Raw genomic sequence first — 26,954 nt, 5'->3', positions numbered from 1 at the left:
ACGACCGCCTTCCGTACGACCGCCGCCCGCTCACGCCGGGCCGCGCGCACCGGCCGGGCACGGTCGTGGGCCGGGGCTTTCGCGCCCGGCCCACGACCTCCCGTGGAGTCGCCGATCCCTCGGCGTTCTCCGTCACACACGCAGCTCCTCGAACCTGTCGTTCGCGGCGAGCTCCGCGGTGAACCACTCGATCGTGCGCCGCAGCCCCTCCTTGGCGGGCACCTCCGCCCGCCAGCCCAGCCGCTCGGCGGCCAGGGTGGTGTCGGGCCGGCGCACCTTCGGATCGTCGGCGGGCCGGTCGATGAACTCGATCTCCGAGGCCGAACCGGTCAGGTCGCGGATGAGGCCGGCCAGCTCCAGCATGGTCAGCTCGTCCGGGTTGCCGATGTTGACCGGGCCGGTGAAGTCGCTGCGGGCCATGGCCAGGATGCCCGAGACGGTGTCGTCCACGTAGCAGATCGACCTGGTCTGGGAGCCGTCGCCGGTGATGGTCAGCGGCTCGCCCTTCAGCGACTGGCGGATGAACGTCGGGATCGCCCGGCCGTCGAACGGGCGCATGCGCGGGCCGTAGGTGTTGAAGATGCGCACGATCCCGGTGTCGGTGCCGCGCGAGTGCCGGTAGGCGGTGGTCAGCGACTCGGCGAAGCGTTTGGCCTCGTCGTACACGCTGCGCGGGCCGACCGGGTTGACGTTCCCCCAGTACGTCTCCTTCTGCGGGTGCTCCAGCGGGTCGCCGTACACCTCGCTGGTGGACGCCAGGACGAACCGGGCGCCCTTCTCCCTGGCCAGCCCGAGCGCGTGCAGGGTGCCCACGCTGCCCACCCGCAACGTCTCGATCGGGTAGCGCAGGTAGTCGGCCGGCGAGGCGGCCGAGGCGAAGTGCAGCACCAGGTCCACCCGGCCCGGGACGTGCACGTACCCGGTCAGGTCGCTCTCGATGAGCCGGAAGGCCGGGTTGTCCAGCAGGTGCTCGACGTTGCGCGGGCCGCCGGTCAGGAAACTGTCCATGCAGATGACCTCGGCGCCCTCCTCCAGCAGGCGTTCGCACAGGTAGGAACCGAGGAAGCCGGCTCCGCCGGTGACCAGAGCCCTCATGACGTGACCTCCAGAGCTGCGTCGACCACTTCCGACACCTCGATCCTGAGCAGGCCGGGATCGGGGCGCAGGCCGTGCGGGTCGCCCTTGCGACCGGCCCACAGGGCCACGTGCCGCCAGCCGGGCGGCGGCCCCCACTCCGACGGCGGCACCGGGCCGAACAGCACCACCGACGGCACGCAGAACGCCGTCGCCAGGTGCGCGACCCCGGTGTCGCCGCAGACCACCAGCCGGGCCCGGCTGACCAGGTCGATCAGGTCGGCCAGCCGGGTACGGCCGGCCAGCATGCGCTCCGGCGGCAGCCGGGCCAGCTCGGCGACCTTGCCGGCGATCGGCACCTCTTCGGCGTTGCCGGTGACGACCACGTCGTCCAGCGCCGCCGCGACCTCGGCGAACCGCTCGGGCGGCCAGCGCCGCGCCGGGTAGGCGGCCCCCGGATGCACGATCACCGGGCCCGTCCGGTCGGAGATGCCGAGCGTCAGGTCCTCCGGGTCGGCGGGGATGCCGTGCCACTCCAGCAGGCCGCACCAGCGCCGCACCTCGTGCACGCCGTCCTGCCATGGCGGGCCGACGCCGAAGCTGATCAGCCGCCCCGGGTCGGTGGCGCGCAGCGCCTCGATGCTCTGCGGCCCCTTGCCGTGCAGGTTGACCGCGATGTCGGGCCGCCGGAACGGCACCGGGCCCGGCCCGGACACGTCCACCTGGGCGTCCAGCGCGCCGATCAGCGGCAGCAGGGCCTCCAGGGACTTCGGCGCGGCCAGCGTGATCCGGTGCCCGGGAAACGACTGCCGCAGCGCCCGCAGCGCGGGGACGGCCGTGAGCAGGTCGCCCAGGCCGAGCCCGCGCAACGCCAGCAGTTCTAGGGCCATGACGTCTCCGTGGAGGGGCAGACGACCAGCTCTCTGACCTCGCACCCGGCCGGCTGCCGGAGCGCGAACACGACGGTCTGGGCGACGTGGGCCGGGTCGTTCAGCCCCGCTTCCGGGCCCGGCTTGTACTGCTCGGGACGCCCGTCGAAGAAGCTCGTCCGCATGCCGCCCGGGATCAGCAGGGTCACCCCCACCTCGCCGCGCAGCTCGACCGCCAGCCCCCTGGTGAAGCCGACGACGCCGAACTTCGAGGCCGAGTACGCCGAGGCGTCGCTCAGCGGGCGCAGCCCGAGCGTCGAGGCGCAGGTCACCACCTTGCCGCGGGTGCGCTTCAGGTACGGCAGCGCCGCCCGGACGACGGCGGCCGTGCCGAGCAGGTTGACCTGGATCACCCGCTCCCAGTCGTCGGCGGGCACGTCCTCCAGGCGTCCGCAGGCGTCGATGCCGGCCGCGGTCACCACGCCGTCCAGGCCGCCGGCCCGCTCGGCGAGCTCGTGCACGGCCCGTTCGGCCTGCCCGCGGTCGGCCAGGTCGGCCGTGACGTGGTCGAAGCGCTGGTCCGGCTCGCGCACGTCCACGACGAGCGCCCGCCAGCCCTCCTTCTCGACCGCTTCGGCGGTGGCCAGGCCGAGACCGGAGGCGCCCCCGGTGATCAAAATATTCACTGGATCTCCCTGATCAGATTGCTGGTCGAACGTCCCGGCAGCGTGCTGAGCGCGACGAACTCGGCGCCGAGCCGCTCCAGGACCTCTGACTCGGGCAGGACTTCCCCCTCGTAGTCCCCGCCCTTCACCCACACGTCGGGCCGCAGCAGCTCGATGGACTCGGCCGGGGTGTCCTCCTCGAACACCAGGACCGCGTCCACGCAGCTCAGCGCCCGCAGCACCTCGACCCGGTCACGCGCGTCGACGACGGGCCTGGACGGCCCCTTCAGCCTGCGCACCGAGTCGTCGGAGTTGACGCAGACGACGAGAGCGTCGCCCAGCGCCCTGGCCCGCCGCAGGAGGCTCACGTGCCCCGCGTGCAACAGGTCGAAACAGCCGCCGGTGGCGATCAGCCGGCCGCCCTGCGCCCGGGTGAGCCTGGCCACCTCCAGCGCGGTGCGCGGCCGGTCGCCGAGCCGCTGTTCCTGGGTCCTGACGGTGGCGGCCCCGCCGCGCTCGACGAAGCGCGAGGCCTCGCCGACGCCGATGGTGACCGCCTCCTCGACGTCCGCGCCGTCCCGCAGCGCGAGCGCCGCGGCGCCGGCGAACCGGTCGCCCGCCCCGCACGCGTCCTGCCCCGCCGCCGTCACCGGCGGCGGCACCCGCGTCAGCGGGCCGCCCTGGACGGCCAGCGTGGCGCCGTTGCCGCCGGTGGTGACCGCCACGGCTGCCGCGCGCAGCTCCCGCACCAGGCGGCGGGCCGCGTGGTCGGGGCCGCGGTAACCGTCCGGGCACCACATCCGGGCCTCCGCCTCGCTCGGCGTAACCAGCGTGCAGCCCGGCATGGGCGGCCCGCCTCGGGGGTGCGGGTCCCACACGACCGGTACGCGGGCCCCGCGCAGCAACTCCCGGGCCAGGCCGGCCACGCCCCTGCCGTAGTCGGAGACCAGCACGGCGCCGGCGCGGGCCAGCACCGCCGTGATCTCCTCGGGGATCTCGCCGGGCGGGTCGGACCGGGCGACGCCGTCGCCGCTGTCGAGCCGGAGCATGGTCTGGCCCCTCGACCTGACCCTGGTCTTGCGCACGGTCCCGCCGTTCAGCGGCAGGCGTACCAGCTCGACCTCCTCCGACAGCAGCGCGCACAGGCGGTGACCGTCGGGGTCGTCGCCGATCGCGGTGATCAGCACCACCTCCGCGCCGTCCCGCGCGGCCAGCAGCGCGGCCAGCCCGGCGCCGCCCGGACGGGCGCGCTCGGCCGCGATGTCGACCACCGGGACCGGCGCGTCCGGGCACAGCCGCTCGCTGTCGCCCTCGACGTCCACGTCGAGCAGAGTGTCGCCGATGACGACGAGGGGGCCCATCAGACGGCCTCCTCGATGGCGTCGCAGAGCAGGTGGATCATGGCGAGGTGCACCTCCTGGACGGTGGCCGTCTCTTGCGCGGGCACGGCCACCGCCTCGTCGCACAGGTCGGCCAGCGGGTTCGGCGCGGGCCCGGTCAGCGCCCAGGCGACGACGCCGACCTCCTGCGCCGCCCTGGCCGCGGCCAGCACGTTCGGGCTGCCGCCGCTGGTCGACAGGCACATCAGCACGTCACCGGGACGGCCGTGCGCCCGCACCTGGCGGGCGTAGACCTCCTCGTGGCCGAAGTCGTTGGCGATCGCGGTCATCGAGGAGCTGTCGCCGTGCAGCGGGATCGCCGCGTACGGGGGCCGGTCGTCCCTGAAGCGGCCCACCAGCTCGGCCGTCAGGTGCTGGGCCTCGGCCGCCGACCCGCCGTTGCCGCAGGCCAGCAGCCGGCCGCCGGCCGACAGCACGCCGGCCAGCTTGCCGCCCCAGGCGCGGATGGTGACCGCGTGGTCGTCGACCTTCTCCAGCGTGGTCCAGAGCTTTTCCAGATGTCTGTCCATGATCAACCCCCCAGAGCGGCCAGGCGGCAGAGCTTGCCGTCGATGACCTGCGTGTACACCGCCTCGGTCTGCTCGGCGATGCGGGACCAGCCGTACCGCTCGCGGGCCCGCCGCGCTCCCGCGGCGCCCAGCGCCGCGCGCCTGCCTGGGGCGGCGAGCACGTCGCGCAGCGCCCTGGCCAGCGCCCGCGGGCGGCGCGGCGGGACCAGCACGCCGCAGCCCGCGACCGTGTCCAGGTGGCCGCCGACCGCCGAGGCCACGACGGGCACGCCGCAGGCCATCGCCTCGATCGGGACCATCCCGAACGGCTCGTACCAGGGCACGGTGACCACGACGTCGGCCGAGCGCATCAACGCCGGCACGTGCGTGCGCGGGACGCTGCCGATCAGGTGCACCCGGTCCTGGAGCCCGTAGGCGAGGGCCAGGTCGCGCAGCCGCGCGGTCTCCTCCTCGTCGTCCGGGCCGCCGCCGGCGATCACCAGGTCGGCGTCCGGAAGCTGGCGCAGCGCGGCGATCAAGGTGTCCACGCCCTTGCGCGGCACCATCCGGCCGATGCTGAGCACCACCTTGGCGCCCGCGCGCGGCGCGACCGGCCCCTGCGGGCGGAACGCCGTCAGGTCCACCCCGCAGGGCACCACCGTGACGCGCCGCTCGGGCACGCCCATCGCGCACAGCTCGCTCACCTCGTCGCTGCAGGTGGCCAGCACCGCGTCGGCCCGCTTGCCGATCTCGCGCTCGGTGTCGATCCGGTGCGCCGGGCTGGTGTCGGCCTCGCCCTGCCAGCGCCGCTTCACGGTCCCGAGCGCGTGGAAGGTCTGCACCACCGGCACGCCCCTGGCGGCCCGCAGGGCCGCCTGGCCGCTCATCCAGAAGTGCGCGTGGGCCACGTCCGGCGGGTCGGCCGCCCAGCGGTCGGCCAGGCGTTCGGTGAACTCCGGCATGTACGGCGGCAGCTCGTCCTTCGGCACGACCGCGGCCGGGCCCGCCGTGACGTACTCGACCGTGACGCCGGGCGCCATGGTCACCGCGTCGGGCTGCGACCGCGCCGAGCGTCTGGTGTGGACGACGACCGTGTGCCCGCGCTCGGCCAGTGCGACGGCCAGGTGCGCGACGTAGACGTTCTGCCCGCCCGCGTCCACGCCACCGATCGCCGCCAGCGGATCGGCGTGTTCGGAGATGAGATCGACCTTCACTGCGTCAGCTCCCTCACTGCCTTGACCACCTGCTCACTTGTCACCAGGGACAGGCATGGGTGCCCGGCCACCGGACAGGTGCGCGCCCTGCTTCCCGAGCAGGGCGCCTGCTGGTCGCCGAGCAGCACCGTGGGAACGCCGTACGGGGCCCATCGAGCGGCGGGGACGACAGGGGCGAACAGGCTCACGACCGGCGTGCCGACCGCCGCGGCCAGGTGCGCCGGACCGGTGTTGCCGGCCACCAGCACACTGGCGCCTTCGATCACGGCGGCCAGCTCAGCGAGCGTGGTCCTGCCCCCGAGGTCGACTGCCGCGTCGCAGGCCACGTAGGCGGTGAGGTCACGTTCCTTGCCGGTCACGACGACCCGGTGCCCGTCGTCCACCAGCTCCCTGACGGCCTGCCGATGCCTGTCGGCGGGCCACGTTCTGGCGGGGGCTGACGTCCCTGGATGCACCACGACGTACGAGCGTTCATCGGCAGCGCCGCCGACGCCTAGGAGATGCCCGCTTTCCCGGCCGATATCCGGCAAGGGCCGCCGAACAGCCAGTTTGCCGTCGTCGCCGGGCGGCAGATCGAACCCGGCCGCCCGCGCGACGGCCAGCATGCGCTCGGCCTCGGGCACGTCGATCGTCTCGTCCACGACGTGCCGGACGTCCAGGAGCGAGCCGGGGTAGTCGTTGCTGATCGCGCAGACGCGCCGCACGCCGGCCATCCGCAGCAGCAGGGCCAGCGGCAGCGCCGACTGGTGGAAGGAGGTCAGGATCAGCGCCTCGTCCACGCCCTTGACCCGGGCGATCAGGTCGGCGACCTGGGCGTTGGACACGGCGGCGGGGGAGTGGTCGATCCACGGCGCCCGCCACTCGATCACCCGGTCCACGCCGGGCAGCAGCTCGGCGGCGGCCCGGCCGTTGGGACCGGCCAGGAAGAGCAGCTCGTCGGCGAGCGTGCGCACGGCGCGGGTGGCGGGCCCGGCCAGCAGGACGTCTCCGGCGTCGTCGAGCCGCGCCACCAGGACGCGCCCCCGGCCGCCGCCGTGCTCCCCGGCCGCCTGGCACACCGCCGCCTCCAGCGTGCCGGCCGCCGCCGTGGTCTGCGCCGTGGTCTCCGCTGTGGCGGGTTCCGCGGGCTTGCGGGCGGTGGCCCGTCCGGCCTTGCCGTGGCACTGTGTGGCCTTCGTACGGCCGCGGCCGCACCGATGCGCCGGATCGCGACGTCTCATCGCCGCCACCTCCATTCCCCCCGAAGCCGGTGCACACAGGCGACCGGCGGGATCACCACGCTGGTGACGGCCATGCGCCACACCTCGCGCGGGGTACGCGGCCCTGGGGCGATGCGCCGCCAGGCGAACTCGGCGGTCATCGCGGCCCACAGGGCGCCGGCGACCGCGGCCAGCACCGGCAACGCCCGCCACCGGCCGAGCCGCCTGACGGACCGGCCGTGGGGCCGCCTCCCGGCCCGCACGCCCGCGCGCCCTCTCCCGGACGGGCGGGCCACCGTGGCGGCCAGGCCGAGGGCGGCGGCCGTGAGCGCGGCGGCCGAGGTCGCGGCGTGGCGGCGCAGCCGGCCGCCCGAGCCGCCGATGGCCTGACGCCAGCCCGGCCCGTGCAGGCGCCGCATCAGCGCGTCGTCGGCGTTGCCGCGCTGGAAACGCACGCTCGCCCAGAACCCGTCCTGGCGCACCGGGTGCGTGGTCACCCGCTCGCCCGCGACCAGCCGGTGGCCCGCCCGCGTCACCCGCAGCGCGATGTCGGCGTCCTCCCGGTAGGCCCGGGGGAAACGTTCGTCGAACCCGCCGGTCTGCTCCAGCACCGAACGCCGGTAGGCCATGTCGGCCGTCACCCACAGCGCGTCCGAGAGCCCCAGCGTGTGCCGCTCGGCGTCGGTGGGCCGCCGGCCGGCCGGTCGCGGCACCTCGATCCGGCCCTGGCTGCCGCCCACGTCCTCGGGCAGGTCCACCAGGTCCTTCCAGACCGCCTCGGCCCACCCGGGCGCGGGGATCACGTCGTCGTCGAGGAACACCACCCAGGGCGTCCCGGCGGCCCGCCAGCCGGCGTTGCGCGCCGCGGCCGGGCCGCGGCCGCCCGAGCGCACGACCCGCACGTGATCGGGCAGCTCCAGCGCGGCGGCGTCCGCCGGCCGGTCGTCCACCACGATCACCGGCAGCGTCCGGCCCACCGCCGCCAGCGTCTCCCGCAGCGTGGCGCGGCCGATGGTCGGGATCACGACGGTGATCACGACGCGAACACCTCCCCGCGCCGCACCAGGTACGGGCCCAGCGCCAGCACGTCCACCGGCGAGGAGCCGAAGCACTCCAGCGCGTCCCGCGGGTCGTCGACCATCGGCCGGCCCGCGGTGTTCAGGCTCGTGTTGACCACCACCGGCAGCCCCGTGCGCGCCTCGAACTCGGTCAGCACCCGCGCCATCAGCGGGTCGTCGGCCGGCGAGATCGTCTGGATGCGCGCGGTGCCGTCCACGTGCACCACCGCCGGGATGCGGTCCCGCCACGGCTCGCGCACGTCGTGCACGAACAGCATGTACGGCGAGGGCACCGGCCCCCGCCCGAAGATCTCCGGCGCCCTGGACTCCAGGACCATGGGCGCGATCGGCCGGAACTGCTCCCGGCCCTTGACGTCGTTGAGCCGCTCGGTGTTGCCCGCGTGCCCCGGATGGGCCAGCAGCGACCGGCGGCCGAGCGCCCGCGGCCCGTACTCGGAGCGGCCCTGGAACCAGGCCACGATCCGGTCGGCGGCCAGTTCGGCGGCCACCGCCGCGCCCAGGTCGGCCGGCCGCGTGTACGGCACCCGCGCCACGTCCAGCCAGGCGCCCAGCTCCTCGTCGGTGAACCCGCGCCCGAGCGCCGCGCCCGGCATGGGACCGGCCGGCTCGCCGTAGGTCTGCGCCAGGTGCAGCGCGCCGCCCAGCGCCGTGCCGGAGTCGCCGGCGGCCGGCTGGGCCCACACCTCCTCGAACGGCCCCTCGTCCAGCAGCCGGGTGTTGGCCACGCAGTTCAGCGCCACCCCACCGGCCAGCGCGAGCCGCCGTTCGCCGGTGCGCTCGTGCAGCCAGCGGGCCAGCTCCAGCAGCACCTCCTCCAGCCGGGCCTGCACGCTGGCGGCCAGGTCGGCGTGGTCGGAGGTCCACGGCTCGCCCATGGCCAGGGCCTTGACGTAGACGTTCCAGTCGACCGGCTCGACGCGGAAACCGCCGTCGCCGGTCGTGTAGATGATCTCGCGCAGCGACTCCAGGTGGCGCGGCCGGCCGTAGGAGGCCATGGCCATGACCTTGTACTCGTCGCTGGAGCGCAGGAAGCCCAGGTGCTGGGTGACGTCCTCGTACATCAGGCCGAGCGAGTGCGGCAGCTCCTGGGCGGCCAGCACCTCCAGCTCGCCGTCGCGGTAGCGGCCGGCCAGGTGCGAGACGTTCTCGCCGCGCCCGTCGCACACCAGCACCGCGCAGTCGCGCCAGGGGGAGGCCAGGCCGGCCGAGGCGGCGTGCGCCACGTGGTGCGGCACGTACGTGACCTGCCCGGCGTCCAGGCCCGGCAGCGCGGTCGCCAGGAAGGCGGGCGCCCGGACGGCGTACTTCGTGCGCAGGTCCTCCCAGTCGCCCTCCGGCCGCTGGACGACCAGCGCCGGGTCGTAGGAGTAGGCCACGGCGTCCAGGTCCTCGGGGGACAGGCCCGCCTCGTGCAGGCACCAGGCGGCGGCCTGCTCGGGCAGCTCCCACGCGGAGAACGCCAGCGGCCGTTTGCCGTGCTTGCGGCGGCTGAAGCGCTCCTCCTCCGCCGCGGCCACGATCCTCCCGTCGACGACCAGGGCCGCGGCCGGGTCGTGGAAGATCGCGTTGATGCCGAGAAACTTCATCGTTTCCTCCCCCGCAGATGTCGAGAACCGCTACCGAGAGAAGCGGCTCTCAAACCTGGGGCTACCTCGGGAGATGCGAAAACGGGCGTAACCGCCTGGGGTTGGTCACTCTCCGTAGTTGTTTGCCGGGTGACGGCCCGGGTAGCTGCCGGACCGGCGACGGAGGTGAAAGGTGTTCGAAAAGCGACGTCCCGGGGCCGTCCTCTTCGACCGGGACGGAACCCTGATCAAAGACGTGCCGTACAACGGCGACCCGCGCCTCGTCGAGCCCATGCCGGGAGCGGTCGAGGCGCTCGGCAGGCTCCGCCGGGCCGACGTGCCCGTCGCGGTGGTCACCAACCAGTCCGGCGTGGCCAAGGGTCTGCTCTCGCCGGACGAGATGGACCAGGTGAACGCCAGGGTGGAGGAGCTGCTCGGGCCGTTCGACGCCTGGGCCATCTGCGTGCACGACGACGCCGACGGCTGCACCTGCCGCAAACCGGCGCCGGGGCTGGTGATCAGGGCGGCCGCCGTCCTCGACGTCAGCCCGCGCGACTGCGTGGTGGTCGGCGACATCGGCCGGGACATGGAGGCGGCCAGGGCCGCCGGGGCCCGGGGCATCCTCGTGCCGACCGGGCAGACGCTGGAGGAGGAGATCGAGCAGGCGGCCGAGGTCGCCGACGATCTCACCGACGTCGTCGACCGGGTGCTCAGCGCGCCCGAGATGCCCGTAGCGGCGGCCTCGTCCGCGCCCTGGGCCCGGGCCATGGGCTGGAGCCGCTGGTGAGGATCCTCATCTGGCACGTCCACGGGGCGTGGACCAGCGCCTTCGTCAGCGGCGGCCACGACTACGTGCTGCCGCTCGTCCCCGGCCGCGGTCCCGACGGCAGGGGGCGCGCCGCCACCTACGACTGGCCGGACAACGTCCGCGAGGTGGCCTACGACCGGCTCCGCGACGAGCCGATCGACGTGGTCGTCTACCAGCGGCCGCACGAGATCGACCTGGCCCGCGAGTGGCTCGGCCGCGCGGTGCCCGGCGTGTACGTCGAGCACAACACCCCGGCCGGCGACGTCCCGCGGACCAGGCACCCGCTGTCCGGCCAGGACGACGTCACCATCGTGCACGTCACCCACTTCAACGAGCTGTTCTGGGACAACGGCCGGGCGCCCACCCGCGTGATCGAGCACGGCGTCCCCGACCCCGGCCACCTGTACACCGGCGAGCTGGCCAGGGCCGGCGTCGTGGTCAACGAGCCGGTACGCCGTACCAGGGTCGCCGGCACCGACCTGCTGCCGCGCTTCGCCGAGCGCGTCCCGCTGGACGTGTTCGGCATGAAGGTGGACGGCCTGCCGTACGGCACCTACGAGGACCTGGCGCAGCACGTCATGCACGCCGCCCTGGCCCGCAGACGCGCCTACCTGCACCCCTACCGCTGGACGTCGCTGGGCCTGGCCCTCATCGAGGCCATGACCCTCGGCCTGCCCGTCGTGGCGCTGGCCACGACCGAGGCCGTCGAGGCGGTGCCGCCGGAGGCCGGGGTGATCTCCACCAGGGTGGACGTGCTGGCCGACGCCCTGCACGCCTTCGTCACCGACCCCGAGCGGGCCGCCCAGGCCGGCAAGGCCGCGCGGGCCGCCGCCCTGGCCCGCTACGGCCTGCCCAGGTTCCTGCGGGACTGGGACCGGCTGCTGGCCGAGATCTGAGCCGGGATCCTGTCCGCGATCCGAGCCGCGATCCGGGCTGCGGTCCGAGCCGGGATCCGGGCCGGAATTCGAGCCGGGATCTGACAGGTATGACGCCGGAAGGCATGGGTAGGCGCGATGGGCATGATGATGCTCAACTGGTCACGCAGGGCAGCCTGCCTGGAACTGGACCCCGAACTGTTCTTCCCGATCTCGCTCGAAGGCCCCGGCCGCTCGCAGGTCGAGAAGGCCAAGACCATCTGCGGCCGGTGCCCCGTGCGCCGGCCCTGCCTGCAGTACGCGCTGGACACCCGGCAGGCGCACGGCGTGTGGGGCGGCACCGACCCCGAACAGCGGCGTGAGCTCAGCGCGCCGGCAGTGCCTCGGCAAGAAAGCGTTCCCGCTCCTCAGCTTCGAGGTGGTCGCTGAACAGCACCCCGTCGAGATGATCGGCCTCGTGTTGCAGCACCCTCGCCAGCACGCCCAGCGCCCGTAGCGTCACCGGCTTGCCGAACATGTCGCGGCCGCGCGCCGTGACCATGTAGGAGCGTTCCAGCGGACGCCACAGGCCCGGCGCCGACAGGCACGCCTCGTCGGCGGTGATCCGCCGCTCCGACAGCTCCAGCCGCGGGTTGACCAGATGACCGGAACGGCCGTCGTAGGAGTAGACGAGCACCCGCACCGGCTCGCCGATCTGCGGGGCCGACAGGCCCGCCCGGCCCGTCCCCGCCCGCAGGGTGAGCGTCAGGGACTTCACCAGGCGCCGCAGCTCCCGGTCGAAGTCGTGCACCGGCTCCGCCACCACGCGGAGCACCGGATCGTCGAACACACGAATAGGGACCGTCACCCGCAACTCCCCGAAACGCCGCGATCATCATGCGGAACGGTTCCCGTCGCCGGATCCCCTCAACCCTGAAGGCCGTGCCTTGTAGCACAGCGGTAACAGCGGAGACCCAAGGGTGAAATCAGCCGAAAGCAGGATCGGAGGGTGATCTCACTTGCGTCGCCCGCGCCTGTGACGCCCGGCCGAGCGCTCGGGGCCCGGCCGGGCCCCACCCGCCCGGAGGCACCGGCATGACCGCCCCTCCCGAAGGACCCCCCATGACGGCCCCCGCCGCGCCGACCGGATTCCCCCAAGGGTCTCCTGAGACGGCGCCCGCCGCGTCGTCCGGGTTCACCGAAGGGTCTCCCGAGACGGCCCCCCACGCGCCGGCCGGGTTCGTCCAGGGATCTCCCGAGACGGCGCCCGACGCGCTGGCCGGGTTCACCATCGGGGTGACCGCCACGCGGCGGCGGGAGGAGTTCGCCGCGCTGCTGGCGCGGCGCGGCGCACGCGTCGTCAGCGCCCCCGCCATCCGCCTGGTGCCCCTGGCCGAGGACGCCGACCTGCTCGCCGCCACCCGGCACACCCTCCAGGCCCCCCTGGACGACGTGGTCGTCACCACCGGCGTCGGCTTCCGCGGCTGGATGGCCGCCGCCGAGGGCTGGGGCCTGTCCGCCGACCTCGGCGACCACCTCGGCAGGGCCCGCCTGCTCACCCGCGGCCCCAAGGCCAGGGGAGCCGTACGGGCCGCCGGGCTGACCGACCACTGGACGCCCGTCACCGAGTCCTGCGACGAGGTCAAGGAGTACCTGCTCGCCCAGGACCTGCGCGGCCGGCGCATCGCGGTCCAGCAGCACGGCGAGCCGCTCACCGCCTTCGTGGCGGCCCTGCGCGCGGCCGGGGCCGAGGTGATCGAGATCCCGGTCTACCGGTGGCTGCCCTGGCGCGACGGCTCGCCCCTGCGCCGCCTGATCAGCCAGGCCGTCTCCGGCGCGGTGGACGCGGTGGCCTTCACCAGCGCGCCCGCCGTCCATGCCATGCTCGGCGCGGCCCGCTCCGACGGGCTGGAGGACGCTCTGCTGGCCGCGTTCGGCGGGTCCGTCGTGGCCGCCTGCGTCGGTCCCGTGACGGCCGAGCCGCTGACCTCGCGCGGCGTACGCGTCCTGCAGCCCGACCGTTCCCGTCTCGGCGCCCTGGCCCGCGCCCTGGCCAGGCACCTGCCCGAGCACGGCGTCACCCGGCTGGTCGCGGGCGGGCACCGGCTGGAGGTGCGCGGCCACGCCGTCGTCGTGGACGGCGACCTGCGCCCGCTGCCGCCCGCGCCGATGGCGGTGCTCAAACGCCTGGCCGACAAGCCTGGGCACGTGGTCTCCCGCGCCGACCTGCGTACGGTCCTGCCGGGCAGCCCGGCCCGCGACTCGGCCGAGCACGCGGTGGAGATGGCCGTCACCCGGCTGCGCCGGGCCCTGGGGCCGGCCGGCATCGTCGAGACGGTCGTCAAACGCGGCTACCGCCTGGCCTGCCCCCACGACCCCACCCCATGACCTCCGACCAGCCCACCCACCGCATAACTCCCGACCAGCCCGCCGATCCCATAACCCTCGACCAGCCCGCCGACCTCATGTCCCGTCTGGTAAGTGCGCCGGCTCAGGTGGGGGCGTCCCGTCTGGTGGGGGCGCCCGTCCAGGTGGGTGGCTCCCCGCTGGTAGAGGCGTCCGGGCTGGAGGACGGGACGCTGCCAACGCTGGTGCTGGCCGCGCACGGTACGCGGAGTGCGTCGGGGGAGCGGGCCTTGGCGGCACTCGCCCGCTCGGTCCGCAGTGCGCGCCCCGGGCGCCGGGTCGAGCCGAGTTTTCTGGAGATCAGCGCGCCGCTGCTCGCCGACGTGCTGCCCGCCGTGCCGGGGCCGGTGGTGGTCGTGCCGTTGCTGCTGGCCGGGGGCTACCACGTGCACGTCGACCTGCCCGAGGTGGTCGCCGCCCACCGTCCGGACGCGCTGGTGGCCGGCCCGCTGGGGCCGCACGACCTGCTGACCTCGGCGCTCGTCCGGACGCTGGCCCAGGCGGGGCTGCGCGCCGACGACACGGTGATCCTGGGCGCGGCGGGCTCGTCCGACCCCGCGGGGCTCGCCGACGTCCGGGCCGCGGCCCGGCGGCTCTCGGTACGCCTGTCGCGGCCGGTCACGGCGGCCTTCGCCGCCTCGGGGACGCCGTCGCTGCCCGACGCGGTGGACCAGGCGCGCAGGACGTCCCGTGGCCGCGTGGTGGTGGCCTCGTACGTGCTGGCCCCCGGCTTCTTCCACGATCGGCTGGCCGCCTCGGGCGCCGACCTGGTCACCGCCCCGCTCGTCCCGGACCCCGCCGTGACCACCCTGATCTGGCACCGCTACGACCAGTCCCTCGCACACCGCCACCCCCACCCGGCCCCCACCGCCAGGCCGTAGCCCCCGACCTGCTCCGGGAGGAGGCCGTCGGATGGGGGGACCGTGCCACGGGACTGCTCCCGGAACCGGCCCCGGAGCGTGACGGCCTGAGGCGGGGTGACCTTCGGAGTGAGACGACCGTGCCACGGGACCGCTCCGGGAACCGGCCCGTCGGAGCGTGACGGCCTGAGGCGGGGTGACCTTCGGAGTGAGACGACCGTGCCACGGGACCGCTCCGGGAACCGGCCCGTCGAGGCGTGACGGTCTGAGGCGGGACGGGCCCCGACGCCCGGCCGTCGGGTGTGGCAGCGGGGGATGGGCCCAGTACTCGGCCGTCGGGTGGAAAGGGGCCCCGAAGGTCAGCTGTCGGTGTCGCGGTCGCGGCGGCGCAGGTAGCGTTCGAACTCGGCGGCGATCGCGTCGCCGCTCGCCTCCGGCAGCTCGGCCGCGTCCTTGCGCTCCTCCAGCTCCTTGACGTATTCGGCCACCTCGCTGTCCTGCGAGGCCAGCTCGTCGACGCCGCGCTCCCAGGCGCGCGCCTCCTCGTCGAGGTCGCCGAGCGGCATCGGGATCTCCAGCACGTCCTCCATGCGGCGCAGCAGCGCGAGGGTCGCCTTCGGGTTGGGCGGCTGGGCGACGTAGTGGGGCACCGAGGCCCACAGCGAGATGGCGTCGAGCCCGGCCTCGCCGAAGGCGTGCTGGAGCACGCCGACGATGCCGGTGGGGCCCTCGTAGCGGCTGAGCTCCAGGTTGGTGGAACGGGCCAGCGCCTCGTCGGTGGCCCCGCCCAGGATCGGCACCGGACGGGTGTGCGGGGAGTCGTTGAGCAGCGCGCCCAGCATGACCGCCAGCTCGACGCCCAGCTCGCGGCAGACCTGGATGATGTCGGCGCAGAACGAGCGCCAGCGCATGTTGGGCTCGATGCCGCGCAGCAGCACGACGTCGCGCTCGCTGCCCGGCGGACGGGCGTGGAACAGCCGCGTCGTCGGCCACACGATGGACCGGGTCAGCCCGTCGCCCATCTCCACCACGGGACGGGTGACCTGGAAGTCGTAGTAGTCGTCGGGGTCGAGCGCGATCAGCGGCTCGGCCTTCCAGGACGACTCGAGATGGGCGATCACACCGCTGGAAGCCTCGCCCGCGTCGTTCCACCCCTCGAACGCGGCAATGAGCACCGGGTCGACGAGCTCGGGGAGCCCTTCGAGCTCGATCACGTGTCGCCTCCTCTCTCCCTCATCGCGCTAAGCCTATGCGGTAAGCAGGCGTCGGCGTCACCGATCTCCCCGCGAACGCTCCGAGCCACCGGCCCACCCCTTTCGCCCAGCCCACCACGCGACTATCCCCCGTCCCACCGCGCTCACCCCTCCCTTTCGTTCGCCCCTAGCGGATCACCCCGAAAGGGGGCGGACCGCCCACCGGGACGACGCCGGGAGAGCCGGACGGGCCCACCGGTATTGGACGCTGTGTCAATTGACAGGCGGAAGAATAAGCGGTCGGGACTCAGCCGATAAGCTCTACGGCATGAGCATCTCCCCGTCCTTCCGAGAAGTGTTGTCCCAGCGCGTGATCGTGGCCGACGGGGCTATGGGCACGATGCTCCAGGCGCAGGACCCGACGCTCGACGACTTCGAGGGGCACGAGGGCTGCAACGAGGTCCTCAACGTCACCCGTCCCGACATCGTCCAGGGCGTGCACGACGCGTACTTCGCCGTCGGCGTCGACTGCGTCGAGACCAACACCTTCGGCGCCAACCTGGCCGCGCTCGGCGAGTACGACATCGGCGAGCGCGTCTTCGAGTACTCCGAGGCCGGCGCCCGCATCGCCCGCGAGCGGGCCGACCACTGGTCCACGCCCGAGCAGCCGCGCTTCGTCCTCGGCTCGATGGGTCCTGGCACCAAGCTGCCGACGCTGGGCCACCTGCCCTACCGCAGCCTGCGCGACGCCTACCGCGACAACGCGGCCGGCCTGATCGCGGGCGGCGCCGACGCGCTCATCATCGAGACCTGCCAGGACCTGCTCCAGGTCAAGGCCGCCGTCATCGGCGCCAAGCGGGCCGTCGAGGCCGCCGGCCGGGACGTCCCGATCATCGCCCAGGTGACGATCGAGACCAACGGCGCGATGCTGCTCGGCTCGGAGATCGGCGCCGCGCTCACCGCGATCGAGCCGCTCGGCGTCGACATCGTCGGGCTCAACTGCGCGACCGGCCCGGCCGAGATGAGCGAGCACCTGCGCTACCTCGCCCGCCACTCCCGGCTCAAGCTGTCCTGCATGCCCAACGCCGGCCTGCCGGTGCTCACCTCCGACGGCGCGTACTACCCGCTGTCGGCGCAGGAGCTGGCCGACGCGCACGAGACCTTCGCCCGCGACTACGGCCTGTCGCTGGTCGGCGGCTGCTGCGGCACCACCCCCGAGCACCTGCGCCAGGTGGTCGAGCGGGTGCGCGGCAAGGAGCCGGTCGCGCGCCGCCCCCACCCCGAGCCCGGCGCCTCCTCCCTCTACCAGACGGTCCCCTTCCGCCAGGACACCTCCTACCTGGCCATCGGCGAGCGCTGCAACACCAACGGCTCCAAGGCCTTCCGCGAGGCGATGCTGGAGGGCCGCTGGGACGACTGCGTGGAGACCGCCCGCGACCAGGCCCGCGACGGCGCCCACATGCTCGACCTGTGCGTCGACTACGTCGGCCGCGACGGCGTGGCCGACATGAAGGAGCTGGCCTTCCGCTTCGCCACGGCCTCCACGCTGCCGATCATGCTCGACTCCACCGAGCCCGCCGTGCTCCAGGCGGGTCTGGAGATGCTCGGCGGCCGGGCGGCCGTCAACTCCGTCAACTACGAGGACGGCGACGGCCCCGACTCCCGCTTCCAGAAGATCATGCGCCTGGTGCGCGAGCACGGCGCGGCCGTCGTCGCGCTGACCATCGACGAGGAGGGCCAGGCCCGCACCGCCGACTGGAAGGTGCGCGTGGCCACCCGCCTCATCGAGGACCTGACCGGCAACTGGGGCATGCGCGTCGAGGACATCATCGTCGACTGCCTGACCTTCCCCATCGCGACGGGGCAGGAGGAGACCAGGCGCGACGGCCTGGAGACCATCGAGGCCATCCGCGAGCTCAAGCGCCGCTACCCGGGCGTGCAGACCACATTGGGGCTGTCCAACATCAGCTTCGGTCTCAACCCGGCCGCCCGCATGGTGCTCAACTCGGTGTTCCTCAACGAGTGCGTCAACGCCGGCCTCGACTCCGCCATCGTGCACGCCTCCAAGATCCTGCCGATGGCCCGCATCCCCGACGAGCAGCGCCAGGTGGCGCTCGACATGGTCTACGACCGCCGCCGCGAGGGCTACGACCCGTTGCAGCGCTTCATGGACCTGTTCGAGGGCGTCGACGCCGCGGCCATGCGCGCCGGCAAGGCCGAGGAGCTGGCCGCGCTGCCGCTGTGGGAGCGGCTCAAGCGGCGCATCATCGACGGCGAGCGCAAGGGCCTGGAGGCCGACCTCGACGACGCGCTCACCCAGCGGCCCGCGCTGGAGATCATCAACGAGGTGCTGCTCGACGGCATGAAGACGGTCGGCGAGCTGTTCGGCTCCGGCCAGATGCAGCTGCCGTTCGTGTTGCAGTCGGCCGAGGTGATGAAGGCCGCCGTGGCCTACCTGGAGCCGCACATGGACCGCGTCGAGGGCGAGACCAAGGGCCGCATCGTGCTGGCCACGGTCAAGGGCGACGTGCACGACATCGGCAAGAACCTGGTGGACATCATCCTGTCCAACAACGGCTACCAGGTGGTCAACCTCGGCATCAAGCAGCCGGTCTCGGCCATCCTGGAGGCCGCTGACGAGCAGAAGGCCGACGTGATCGGCATGTCCGGGCTGCTGGTGAAGTCGACGGTCATCATGAAGGAGAACCTGGAGGAGATGAACTCCAGGGGCCTGTCGGAGAAGTACCCGGTGCTGCTCGGCGGCGCCGCGCTCACCCGCGCCTACGTCGAGCAGGACCTCGCCGAGCTGTTCGAGGGCGAGGTGCGCTACGCCCGCGACGCTTTCGAGGGGCTGCGGCTGATGGACTCGTTCATGGCCGTCAAGCGCGGCGTCGAGGGCGCCACGCTGCCGCCGCTGCGCGAGCGGCGGGTCAAGACCGGCGCGGTGCTGCAGCGCACCCCGGTCGAGGAGCTGCCGGCCCGCTCCGACGTGGCCGCCGACAACCCGGTGCCCACGCCGCCCTTCCACGGCGACCGCGTGGTCAAGGGCATCTCGCTGAACGAGTACGCGGCCTTCCTCGACGAGCGCGCCCTGTTCCTGGGCCAGTGGGGCCTCAAGCCCACCAGGGGCGGCGACGGGCCCGGCTACGAGGAGCTGGTCGAGACCGAGGGCCGGCCCAGGCTGCGCATGTGGCTGGAGCGCATGCAGACCGAGGGCCTGCTGGAGGCGGCCGTCGTCTACGGCTACTTCCCGTGCGTCAGCGACGGCGACTCGCTGATCATCCTGGGCGACGACGGCAACGAGCGCACCCGCTTCACCTTCCCGCGCCAGCGCCGCGACCGGCACCTGTGCCTGGCCGACTTCTTCCGCGGCAAGGACTCCGGCGAGGTCGACGTCGTCGGCTTCCAGGTGGCCACCATGGGGGCCAAGATCTCCCAGGCCACCGCCGAGCTGTTCGCCAAGGACGCCTACCGCGACTACCTGGAGCTGCACGGCCTGTCGGTGCAGCTCACCGAGGCGCTGGCCGAGTACTGGCACGCCCGGGTGCGCTCGGAGTGGGGCATCGGCGGCCAGGAGACCCTCGACGACATGCTGAAGGTCAACATCCAGGGCTGCCGCTACTCCTTCGGCTACCCGGCCTGCCCCAACCTGGAGGACCAGCAGCAGCTGTTCGAGCTGCTCGACCCGGGGCGCATCGGCGTCAGCCTGTCGGAGGAGTTCCAGCTCCACCCCGAGCAGGCCACCTCGGCGCTGGTCGCGCACCACCCCGAGGCCAAGTACTTCAACGTCTAGTTCGTCATCGGGGGAAAGCACGTGGAAGCGGTCTTCTTCGACATGGACGGCCTGCTCGTCGACAGCGAGAAGGTCTGGCTGGAGATCGAGACCAGGGTGATGGCCAGGCTCGGCGCCGAGTGGACGCCGCAGCACCAGGCCCACCTGGTCGGCGGGTCCATGGAGCGCACGCTCGACTACATGCTCGCCGTCTCCGGGGCCGACGTGCCGGCGCCGACGGTGCAGGAGTGGATGGTCTCCGGCATGGTCGAGCGCCTGGCCGAGGGCGTCGCCGTCATGCCGGGGGCCGCGGAGCTGCTGGAGGCGCTGCGCGACGAGGGGGTGCCGGTCGGCCTGGTCACCTCGTCGATGCGGGAGATCGCCGAGGCCGTGCTGAAGGGCTTCGGCGAAGACCGCTTCGACCTCGTCGTCACCGCCGCCGACGTCGAGCGGACCAAGCCCGACCCCGAGCCCTACCTCAAGGCCGCCGGGCTGCTCGGCGTCGAGCCGGTGCGCTGCGTGGTGCTGGAGGACTCACCCAACGGTGTGGCGGCCGCCACGGCGGCCGGCTGCGCCGTCGTGGCCGTGCCCAACCTGCTGCCCGTCGAGCCGGCCCCCGGCCGTCTGGTGGTCTCCTCGCTGGCCGACGTCGGCGTCGCCGATCTGCGCGCGCTGATCCCCTAGGGGGCGTCTGGTCCTCGCGGAGGAGGGGCCCCCGTCGTTTCGCGTGCCAGGATGGAAGGCGTAGTCGAGACGAGGGGCGGCCGTAATGTTCAATCAGATCGCCTGGTTGCCGCTGTGCGCCGGGGTGACGGCGGTGGGGCTGGTGCTGAGCTTCCTGGCCTTCAGGCGCCGGGGAGCGGCCGCGGGGATGCGGCTGGCGGCCTGGTCCCTGCTGCCGGTGGCGGCCTACCTGACCGGCGCGCTCAGCGCGCTGTGGACGATCGGGGCGACCGCGGTGGGGTTCGTCACCGGGCTGGTGCTCAACCCGATGGTGTGGGCCGGCGTGGCCGTGGCGGGCCTGGCCGCCGTGCTGTTCGTGGTGTCCGGGGTGATGCGCGGCCGCAGGCTGTCCGTGGGGCGCAAGAAGAAGGCCGCTCCCGAGCCGGGCGGGAAGCCGCCGGTTCAGCCCGTAGCGAACAAGACCCAGCCGTCGGTGGCCCCGAAGACCCCCAAGAACGACGATGACTTCTCCGATATCGAAGCGCTTCTGAAGCGCCGCGGCATCAGCTGATTTCGGACGGAAACGGTCGTGGATCGGCACTGTCACAGTTCCGAGACCCAACCGGGACGGCCCGTAGACATTCACATCAAGATCGATACGAATAAGTTTCGCGTCAATCACAGTTGAGCCACATCGAGCGCTGAGGGACTGGTCATACCAGCTCAGGCCATAGATTCTGCCTCCTGGGGCCGCGACTCTGCGGACTCGCCTTGCACGGGCGCACTACCCTGACCGGGTCGCGCCGACACGGACGACGTCGTCTGGAATCCAGGGGGCCACTGGCATGACCGCACCGCTCGATCTTCCTGACTCGGCCGTCGAGGCCGGGCCGGAGACCGTTCTTGAGGGGGCGGAGTCTTCAGTCATCCGGGGGCGTTCCCTCGGGCAGATCGCCTGGATGCGCCTCAAGCGCGACCGCATCGCGATGACCGGCGGCATCGTCATCGTCCTGCTGATCCTCGTGGCGATCTTCGCGCCGCTGCTGGTGTCGTGGCTCGGTCACGACCCGGCCGAATGGCACCGGGAGAAGATCGACCCGGCGATCCAGGCTCCGATCGGCGCCTTCGGCGGCATGAGCTGGGACTTCCTGTTCGGTGTCGAGCCCACCACGGGCCGCGACCTGTTCAGCCGGATCCTGTACGGCGCCCGCATCTCGCTGCTGATCGCGTTCTTCGCGACGCTGCTGTGCGTGGTGATCGGCACCGTGCTCGGCATGATCGCCGGCTTCTTCGGCGGCTGGATCGACACCATCATCTCCCGCCTGATGGACATCTTCCTCGCCTTCCCGCTGCTGGTGTTCGCGCTGGCGCTGGCCGGCGTCATCCCCGACAAGGCGTTCGGCATGTCGGGCGACACCCTCAGGATCAGCCTGCTGGTGTTCATCATCGGCTTCTTCAACTGGCCCTACATCGGGCGCATCATCCGGGGCCAGACGCTCTCCCTGCGCGAGCGGGAGTTCGTCGACGCCTCCAGAAGCCTGGGCGCGCGCAACCACACGATCCTGTTCAAGGAGATCCTGCCCAACCTGCTCGCGCCGATCCTCGTGTACTCGACGCTGCTGATCCCGTCGAACATCCTGTTCGAGGCCGCACTCTCCTTCCTCGGCGTGGGCGTGCGGCCGCCGACCCCCACGTGGGGAGGCATGCTGGCTGAGGCGGTCCACAACTACGACGTGGCGCCCAACTTCATGATCTTCCCCGGCCTCGCGATCTTCATCACCGTGCTGGCGTTCAACCTGCTCGGTGACGGCCTCAGGGACGCCTTCGATCCCAAGGCCCGATAAGGCCTCGTGAGTAGTTATCCGCAAGTTCTCTCAACTCCTAGATTCAAGGGGTGTGTCAGGTCGATGAAGATGAGATCTAAGGCGTCGGCGATCGCGGTGACCGCCGCTCTCGCCGTGGTCGTCTCCGCGTGCGGCGGCGGCGGTGGCAGCAAGAACACCAGCGGCTCGGGCAGCGACGACAAGCCGTCCAGCAAGTACAACGCGGGTGTGACGGCGGTCATCAACCCGTCGGACAAGGTCGGCGGCACCCTCCACATGGGCATGCCCGGCGACTTCGACTCGGTGGACCCGGGCGACATGTACTACGGCTACGCCTGGAACTTCGCCCGCCTCTACACGCGCGCGCTCACCATGTTCAAGCCGGTTCCCGGCGAGGAGGGCCTGCAGCTCGTCGGCGACCTCGCCGAGGGCCTGGGCACGCCGAGCGACGGCGGCAAGACGTGGACGTACAAGCTGCGCAAGGGCGTCAAGTTCGAGGACGGCACCCCCGTGACCTCGAAGGACGTCAAGTACGGCGTGGCGCGCTCGCTGGACAAGGACATCCTGCCCAGCGGCCCGACGTACTTCAACGACTGGCTCGACGTCGGCAGCTACACCGGCCCGTACAAGATGAAGGGCAAGCTCGACGACTTCAAGGCGATCGAGACCCCCGACGACCAGACGATCGTCTTCCACCTGAAGAAGGCGTACGGCGGTTTCGACTACTTCGCCATGCTCCCGCAGACGGCCCCCGTGCCCGAGGCCAAGGACACCGGCTCGAAGTACAAGGAGCACCCGGTCGCGACCGGCCCGTACATGTTCAAGTCGCACGAGCTCACCAAGCGCATCGAGCTCGTCAAGAACCCGAACTGGGACGCGGCGACCGACCCCAACCGCAAGCAGCTCAACGACTCGATCGAGGTGCTGCTCGGCCAGAACGAGGACGACCTCGACCAGCGTCTGCTCTCCGGCAAGATCGACGTCAAGGTCAACAGCACCGGCGTGGCGGCCAACGCCCGCAAGAAGGTCCTGACCGACGAGAAGGTCAAGCAGTACGCCGACTCGGCCCCGATCGACCGCACCTGGTTCACCAACATCAACGGTGACGTGCCGCCGTTCGACAACATCCACTGCCGCAAGGCCGTGCTGTACGCGACGGACCGCTCGGCCATCCAGGGCGCCTACGGCGGCCCGGACGCCGGTGGCGACGTGGCCCTCAGCCTCATGCCGGCCAAGATGACCGGCTACGAGAAGATCGACCCCTACGGCGTCGAGGCCAACCCGACCGGTGACATCGCCAAGGCCAAGGAAGAACTGGCGGCCTGTGGCCAGCCCAACGGCTTCAGCACCACCATCTCCTTCCGCAACGAGCGCTCGGCCGAGAAGCAGACCGCCGAGTCGCTGCAGCAGTCGCTGGGCCGCGTGGGCATCAAGCTGGAGCTCAAGGGCTTCCCGCAGGGTGACTACTTCAAGCTGTACGCCGGCAAGCCCGACTTCGCCAAGAAGAACAACCTGGGCCTCATGGTCTACGGCTGGGGCGCCGACTACCCCGAGGGCTTCGGCTTCTTCCAGCAGATCGTCGACAGCCGGGTCATCCGTCCCGCCGGTAACACCAACCTCGGCGTGAAGGACCCCAAGATCGACGAGCTGATCGACCAGGCCGCGGGCGAGACCGACGCGACCAAGCGCAACAGCATCTGGGCCGCCGTCGACAAGCAGGTCATGGAGTCGGCCTACATCCTTCCCTACGTCTGGGCGCACGGCCTGTTCTACCGTCCGCCGCAGCTGAAGAACGTCTTCGTCTCCCAGAACTGGGGCATGTACGAGTTCCTCACGCTGAGCACCCAGTAGCAACGGCGCTAACTGCCGGAACGTCACGTACCGAAAGCAGGTGAAGGCTTCGGCGGCCGGGCTCACAAAGCCCGGCCGCCATGGCCGAGATCAGTGTTCACATACATTCTCAGACGGTTGATAGCGGCCGTCATGCTGCTCTTCGTGGTGAGCATCGCGACGTTCGCCATCTTCTTCCTCGTGCCTCGGCTCGCTGGGATGTCCGCTGACGACCTGGCCTCCCGGTACGTGGGCAAGGCGGCCAACGCCGAGGTGATCCACGACACGGCTGTGCGCCTCGGCTTCTACGACCCGATCCTGGTCCAGTACGGACGTTTCGTGCAGGGCATCTTCGTCGGCGTCGACCGCAACTACGGCCCCGGCATCGAGCACTGCCCGGCGCCCTGCTTCGGCTACAGCTACGTCAGCCAGAACCCGGTCCTGCCCGACCTGCTCAACCGCCTGCCGATCACCTTGTCGCTGGCGCTGGGCGCGGCCGTGGTGTGGGTCATCTTCGGCGTGGCCACCGGCGTGTTGTCGGCGCTGCGCCGCGGCAGCTTCTTCGACCGCCTGTCCATGGGCATCGCCCTGGCCGGCGTCTCGCTGCCGATCTTCTTCACCGGCATCGTCTCCCTGGCCATCTTCCGCGACCAGCTCGGCCTGGTCGGCGACGTGGCCGACTGGGTGCCGATCAGCGAAGACCCGCTCACCTGGGCCAACAACCTCATGCTGCCCTGGGTGACGCTCGCCTTCCTGTACGCCGCCGGCTACGCCCGCCTCACCCGCGCGGGCATGCTGGAGACCATGTCGGAGGACTACATCCGCACGGCCAGGGCCAAGGGCCTGCCCGAGCGGAAGGTGGTGCTCAAACACGGGTTGCGGGCCACGCTCACCCCCGTGGTCACCATGTTCGGTCTCGACCTGGGGCTGCTGCTCGGCGGCGCCGTCCTGACCGAGAGCACCTTCTCGCTGCCCGGCATCGGCAAGTACGCCGTCGACGCCATCAGCAACAACGACCTTCCCCAGGTGATGGGCGTCACGATCGTCGCGGCGGCCTTCATCATCCTGGCCAACCTGATCGTCGACCTGCTCTACGCGGTCGTTGACCCGAGAGTGAGGCTGGCGTGAGTCCCTTTCTCGACGTCAAGGACCTGAAGATCCACTTCCCGACCGACGACGGCCTGGTCAGGTCCGTCGACGGGCTGACCTTCAGTCTCGAACGCGGCAAGACCCTCGGCATCGTCGGCGAGTCCGGCTCGGGCAAGTCGGTGACCAGCCTCGGCATCCTCGGCCTGCACAAGGGCAAGGGCGCCAACGTCTCGGGCGAGATCTGGCTCGACGGCGAGGAGCTCGTGGGCGCCTCGCAGGAGCACGTGCGCGGGCTGCGCGGCAAGAAGATGGCGATGATCTTCCAGGACCCGCTGTCGGCCATGCACCCCTTCTACACAGTGGGCGACCAGATCGTCGAGGCGTACCGGATCCACCACAAGGTCACCAAGGCCGTCGCCAAGAAGCACGCCGTGGACATGCTGGGCCGCGTGGGCATCCCCGAGCCGCAGCGCCGCGTCGACTCCTACCCGCACGAGTTCTCCGGCGGCATGCGCCAGCGCGCGATGATCGCCATGGCGCTGTCGTGCGACCCCGAACTGCTCATCGCCGACGAGCCGACCACCGCGCTCGACGTGACCGTGCAGGCCCAGATCCTCGACCTCATGGTCGACCTGCAGCGCGAGTTCAACTCCGCGCTGATCATCATCACCCACGACCTGGGCGTGGTGGCCGAGCTGTCCGACGACATCCTGGTCATGTACGGCGGCAAGTGCATCGAGTACGGCACCGCCGACGACATCTTCTACCGTCCCGAGCACCCCTACACATGGGGTCTACTGGGATCGATGCCCCGCCTCGACCGGGAGCCCACCGAACGGCTGCTGCCGATCAAGGGCTCGCCGCCGTCCCTGATCAACGTGCCTCCGGGCTGCGCCTTCCACCCCCGCTGTCCCTACGCCGAGCGCACCGGGGGCAAGTCCAGCGGTGAGGTGCCCGGCCTGATCGAGACCGAGGGCGGCCACCTGGTGCGCTGCCACATGAGCAGGACGGAGCGGCGGGAGCTGTGGGAGAACGAGATCAAGCCAGTGCTGGAGAGCCAGTGAGCGAGACGGTGACCGCGAACGAGCCGCTTCTTTCCGTCCAGGGGCTGGAGAAGCACTTCCCGGTGACGAAGGGCCTGCTCAAGCGGCAGGTCGGCGCCGTCAAGGCGGTCGACGGGGTCAGCTTCGACGTCTACAAGGGCGAGACGCTCGGCCTGGTGGGGGAGTCCGGCTGCGGCAAGTCCACCACCGGCCGCCTGGTCACCAGGCTCCTTGAGCCGACCGGCGGCAAGGTCGTCTTCGAGGGCCAGGACATCACGCACATGGGGCAGGGCAGGCTCAGGCCGCTCCGCCGCGACATGCAGATGATCTTCCAGGACCCGTTCTCGTCGCTGAACCCCCGCCACACCGTCGGCACCATCGTCGGCGCGCCGTTCCGCATCCAGGGCGTGCAGACCGAGAACGGCGTCAAGAAGGCGGTCCAGGACATCCTCGCCCTGGTCGGGCTCAACCCCGAGCACTACAACCGCTACCCGCACGAGTTCTCCGGCGGTCAGCGGCAGCGCATCGGCATCGCCCGCACGCTCGCGCTCAAGCCCAAGCTCATCATCGCCGACGAGCCGGTCTCCGCGCTCGACGTGTCCATCCAGGCCCAGGTCGTCAACCTGCTGGAGGACCTGCAGAACGAGCTCGACCTGACCTACGTCGTGATCGCCCACGACCTGTCGGTGGTGCGCCACATCAGCGACCGGGTCGCGGTCATGTACCTGGGCAAGATCGTCGAGATCGCCGACCGCAAGAGCCTCTACAGCACGCCGATGCACCCCTACACCAACGCCCTGCTGTCGGCCGTGCCCGTGCCCGACCCCAAGGCGCGCAAGGAACGCGAGCGCATCAGGCTCACCGGCGACGTGCCGAGCCCGCTCAACCCGCCGCCGGCCTGCCGCTTCCACACCCGCTGCTGGAAGGCGCAGGAGATCTGCAAGACGGTCGAGCCTCCCCTGGAGGAGCTGGCCGGCGGCCACCGCGTGGCCTGCCACTTCCCGGAGAACGCGCCCGCCGCCGCGACCGCCGCGGCGACCCAGGCCTGAACCGGCCTGAC

24 protein-coding genes are annotated in these 26,954 nt (G+C 72.0%); 13 read left to right on the top strand and 11 right to left on the bottom strand.

Features of this window, described 5'->3' with window-relative positions; all coding sequences use genetic code 11:
- Positions 1-132: 132 nt before the first annotated feature.
- The 9 genes from ACFYYW_RS31520 to ACFYYW_RS31480 are packed head-to-tail and all read right to left on the bottom strand — an operon-like array spanning position 133 to position 9,574.
- Entirely contained in the window at positions 133-1,095 is a 963-nt protein-coding gene (locus ACFYYW_RS31520; RefSeq protein ID WP_364392904.1) for a UDP-glucuronic acid decarboxylase family protein, read from the bottom strand.
- A complete protein-coding gene (locus ACFYYW_RS31515; protein ID WP_387654006.1) occupies positions 1,092-1,964 on the bottom strand; it encodes a glycosyltransferase family 9 protein in 873 nt (290 codons plus the stop codon). Before ACFYYW_RS31515 ends, ACFYYW_RS31520 begins: the two co-directional genes overlap by 4 nt.
- Positions 1,955-2,629, bottom strand: a complete 675-nt coding sequence (locus ACFYYW_RS31510; RefSeq protein ID WP_352325665.1) for an SDR family oxidoreductase — start codon at positions 2,627-2,629, stop codon at positions 1,955-1,957. Before ACFYYW_RS31510 ends, ACFYYW_RS31515 begins: the two co-directional genes overlap by 10 nt.
- Positions 2,626-3,969 carry a PfkB family carbohydrate kinase gene (locus ACFYYW_RS31505; protein WP_387654003.1) on the bottom strand — a complete coding sequence of 448 codons (1,344 nt, stop codon included), beginning with the start codon at positions 3,967-3,969 and terminating at the stop codon, positions 2,626-2,628. The genes ACFYYW_RS31510 and ACFYYW_RS31505 overlap by 4 nt, the downstream gene beginning before the upstream one ends.
- Positions 3,969-4,517, bottom strand: coding sequence for an SIS domain-containing protein (locus ACFYYW_RS31500; RefSeq protein WP_352325663.1), 549 nt, complete (start codon positions 4,515-4,517; stop codon positions 3,969-3,971). The genes ACFYYW_RS31505 and ACFYYW_RS31500 overlap by 1 nt, the downstream gene beginning before the upstream one ends.
- A gap of 2 nt (positions 4,518-4,519) precedes the next feature.
- On the bottom strand, positions 4,520-5,710 hold the full coding sequence (locus ACFYYW_RS31495) for a glycosyltransferase (protein WP_387654001.1): 1,191 nt from the start codon (positions 5,708-5,710) through the stop codon (positions 4,520-4,522).
- Complete coding sequence (locus tag ACFYYW_RS31490; RefSeq protein ID WP_387653998.1) at positions 5,707-6,930, bottom strand: glycosyltransferase family 9 protein; 1,224 nt, start codon at positions 6,928-6,930, stop codon at positions 5,707-5,709. The genes ACFYYW_RS31495 and ACFYYW_RS31490 overlap by 4 nt, the downstream gene beginning before the upstream one ends.
- Positions 6,927-7,946 carry a glycosyltransferase family 2 protein gene (locus tag ACFYYW_RS31485; protein ID WP_387653995.1) on the bottom strand — a complete coding sequence of 340 codons (1,020 nt, stop codon included), beginning with the start codon at positions 7,944-7,946 and terminating at the stop codon, positions 6,927-6,929. Before ACFYYW_RS31485 ends, ACFYYW_RS31490 begins: the two co-directional genes overlap by 4 nt.
- A complete protein-coding gene (locus ACFYYW_RS31480) occupies positions 7,943-9,574 on the bottom strand; it encodes a carbamoyltransferase C-terminal domain-containing protein (RefSeq protein WP_352325658.1) in 1,632 nt (543 codons plus the stop codon). Before ACFYYW_RS31480 ends, ACFYYW_RS31485 begins: the two co-directional genes overlap by 4 nt.
- A 172-nt stretch (positions 9,575-9,746) precedes the next feature.
- Here ACFYYW_RS31480 and ACFYYW_RS31475 point away from each other — a divergent pair, with 172 nt between their 5' ends.
- From ACFYYW_RS31475 to ACFYYW_RS31465, 3 genes are all read left to right on the top strand, one after another.
- Positions 9,747-10,340 (top strand): D-glycero-alpha-D-manno-heptose-1,7-bisphosphate 7-phosphatase, encoded by a 594-nt coding sequence (locus ACFYYW_RS31475; protein ID WP_387653993.1) that lies wholly within the window; start codon positions 9,747-9,749, stop codon positions 10,338-10,340.
- A complete protein-coding gene (locus ACFYYW_RS31470; protein WP_387653990.1) occupies positions 10,337-11,257 on the top strand; it encodes a glycosyltransferase in 921 nt (306 codons plus the stop codon). The genes ACFYYW_RS31475 and ACFYYW_RS31470 overlap by 4 nt, the downstream gene beginning before the upstream one ends.
- Before the next feature lie 123 nt (positions 11,258-11,380).
- Positions 11,381-11,665: a WhiB family transcriptional regulator gene (locus ACFYYW_RS31465; RefSeq protein WP_352325670.1), complete on the top strand. Its 285-nt coding sequence runs from the start codon at positions 11,381-11,383 to the stop codon at positions 11,663-11,665.
- Here ACFYYW_RS31465 and ACFYYW_RS31460 read toward each other — a convergent pair.
- A complete protein-coding gene (locus tag ACFYYW_RS31460; RefSeq protein WP_364392895.1) occupies positions 11,601-12,083 on the bottom strand; it encodes a peptide deformylase in 483 nt (160 codons plus the stop codon). The two genes, ACFYYW_RS31465 and ACFYYW_RS31460, sit on opposite strands and share 65 nt — an antisense overlap.
- A gap of 254 nt (positions 12,084-12,337) precedes the next feature.
- On the opposite strand from ACFYYW_RS31460, the gene ACFYYW_RS31455 reads away from it, so the two are divergent.
- Both ACFYYW_RS31455 and ACFYYW_RS31450 read left to right on the top strand, forming a co-directional pair.
- Positions 12,338-13,603 (top strand): uroporphyrinogen-III synthase, encoded by a 1,266-nt coding sequence (locus tag ACFYYW_RS31455; protein ID WP_387653987.1) that lies wholly within the window; start codon positions 12,338-12,340, stop codon positions 13,601-13,603.
- Positions 13,600-14,502, top strand: coding sequence for a sirohydrochlorin chelatase (locus ACFYYW_RS31450; protein WP_387653985.1), 903 nt, complete (start codon positions 13,600-13,602; stop codon positions 14,500-14,502). The genes ACFYYW_RS31455 and ACFYYW_RS31450 overlap by 4 nt, the downstream gene beginning before the upstream one ends.
- A 338-nt stretch (positions 14,503-14,840) precedes the next feature.
- Here the strand turns inward: ACFYYW_RS31450 and ACFYYW_RS31445 are convergent, their stop codons facing one another.
- The gene (locus ACFYYW_RS31445) at positions 14,841-15,695 is read right to left on the bottom strand and encodes a PAC2 family protein (RefSeq protein ID WP_352325653.1); all 855 of its coding nucleotides are present in this window, start codon (positions 15,693-15,695) and stop codon (positions 14,841-14,843) included.
- 307 nt (positions 15,696-16,002) lie between these two features.
- On the opposite strand from ACFYYW_RS31445, the gene metH reads away from it, so the two are divergent.
- From metH to ACFYYW_RS31405, 8 genes are all read left to right on the top strand, one after another.
- Positions 16,003-19,467 (top strand): methionine synthase, encoded by a 3,465-nt coding sequence (metH, locus tag ACFYYW_RS31440; protein ID WP_352325652.1) that lies wholly within the window; start codon positions 16,003-16,005, stop codon positions 19,465-19,467.
- Between the two features lie 21 nt (positions 19,468-19,488).
- Positions 19,489-20,130 (top strand): HAD family hydrolase, encoded by a 642-nt coding sequence (locus ACFYYW_RS31435; protein ID WP_387653982.1) that lies wholly within the window; start codon positions 19,489-19,491, stop codon positions 20,128-20,130.
- 85 nt (positions 20,131-20,215) lie between these two features.
- A complete protein-coding gene (locus ACFYYW_RS31430; protein WP_387653979.1) occupies positions 20,216-20,680 on the top strand; it encodes a cellulose synthase in 465 nt (154 codons plus the stop codon).
- 274 nt (positions 20,681-20,954) lie between these two features.
- Positions 20,955-21,953: an ABC transporter permease gene (locus tag ACFYYW_RS31425; RefSeq protein ID WP_352330502.1), complete on the top strand. Its 999-nt coding sequence runs from the start codon at positions 20,955-20,957 to the stop codon at positions 21,951-21,953.
- A 63-nt stretch (positions 21,954-22,016) separates the two neighbouring features.
- Positions 22,017-23,783, top strand: a complete 1,767-nt coding sequence (locus ACFYYW_RS31420) for an ABC transporter substrate-binding protein (protein ID WP_387653976.1) — start codon at positions 22,017-22,019, stop codon at positions 23,781-23,783.
- A 93-nt stretch (positions 23,784-23,876) separates the two neighbouring features.
- Positions 23,877-24,890 (top strand): ABC transporter permease, encoded by a 1,014-nt coding sequence (locus ACFYYW_RS31415; protein WP_352364030.1) that lies wholly within the window; start codon positions 23,877-23,879, stop codon positions 24,888-24,890.
- Positions 24,887-25,915, top strand: coding sequence for an ABC transporter ATP-binding protein (locus ACFYYW_RS31410; protein ID WP_352326883.1), 1,029 nt, complete (start codon positions 24,887-24,889; stop codon positions 25,913-25,915). The genes ACFYYW_RS31415 and ACFYYW_RS31410 overlap by 4 nt, the downstream gene beginning before the upstream one ends.
- On the top strand, positions 25,912-26,943 hold the full coding sequence (locus ACFYYW_RS31405) for an ABC transporter ATP-binding protein (protein WP_387653972.1): 1,032 nt from the start codon (positions 25,912-25,914) through the stop codon (positions 26,941-26,943). Before ACFYYW_RS31410 ends, ACFYYW_RS31405 begins: the two co-directional genes overlap by 4 nt.
- The last annotated feature ends 11 nt before the right edge of the window (positions 26,944-26,954 follow it).

This window comes from Nonomuraea sp. NPDC001831, assembly GCF_042892035.1.
Classification (GTDB): domain Bacteria; phylum Actinomycetota; class Actinomycetes; order Streptosporangiales; family Streptosporangiaceae; genus Nonomuraea.
Note: the sequence above shows the minus strand (reverse complement) of the source record. Positions and strands in the feature narration are given on the sequence as shown.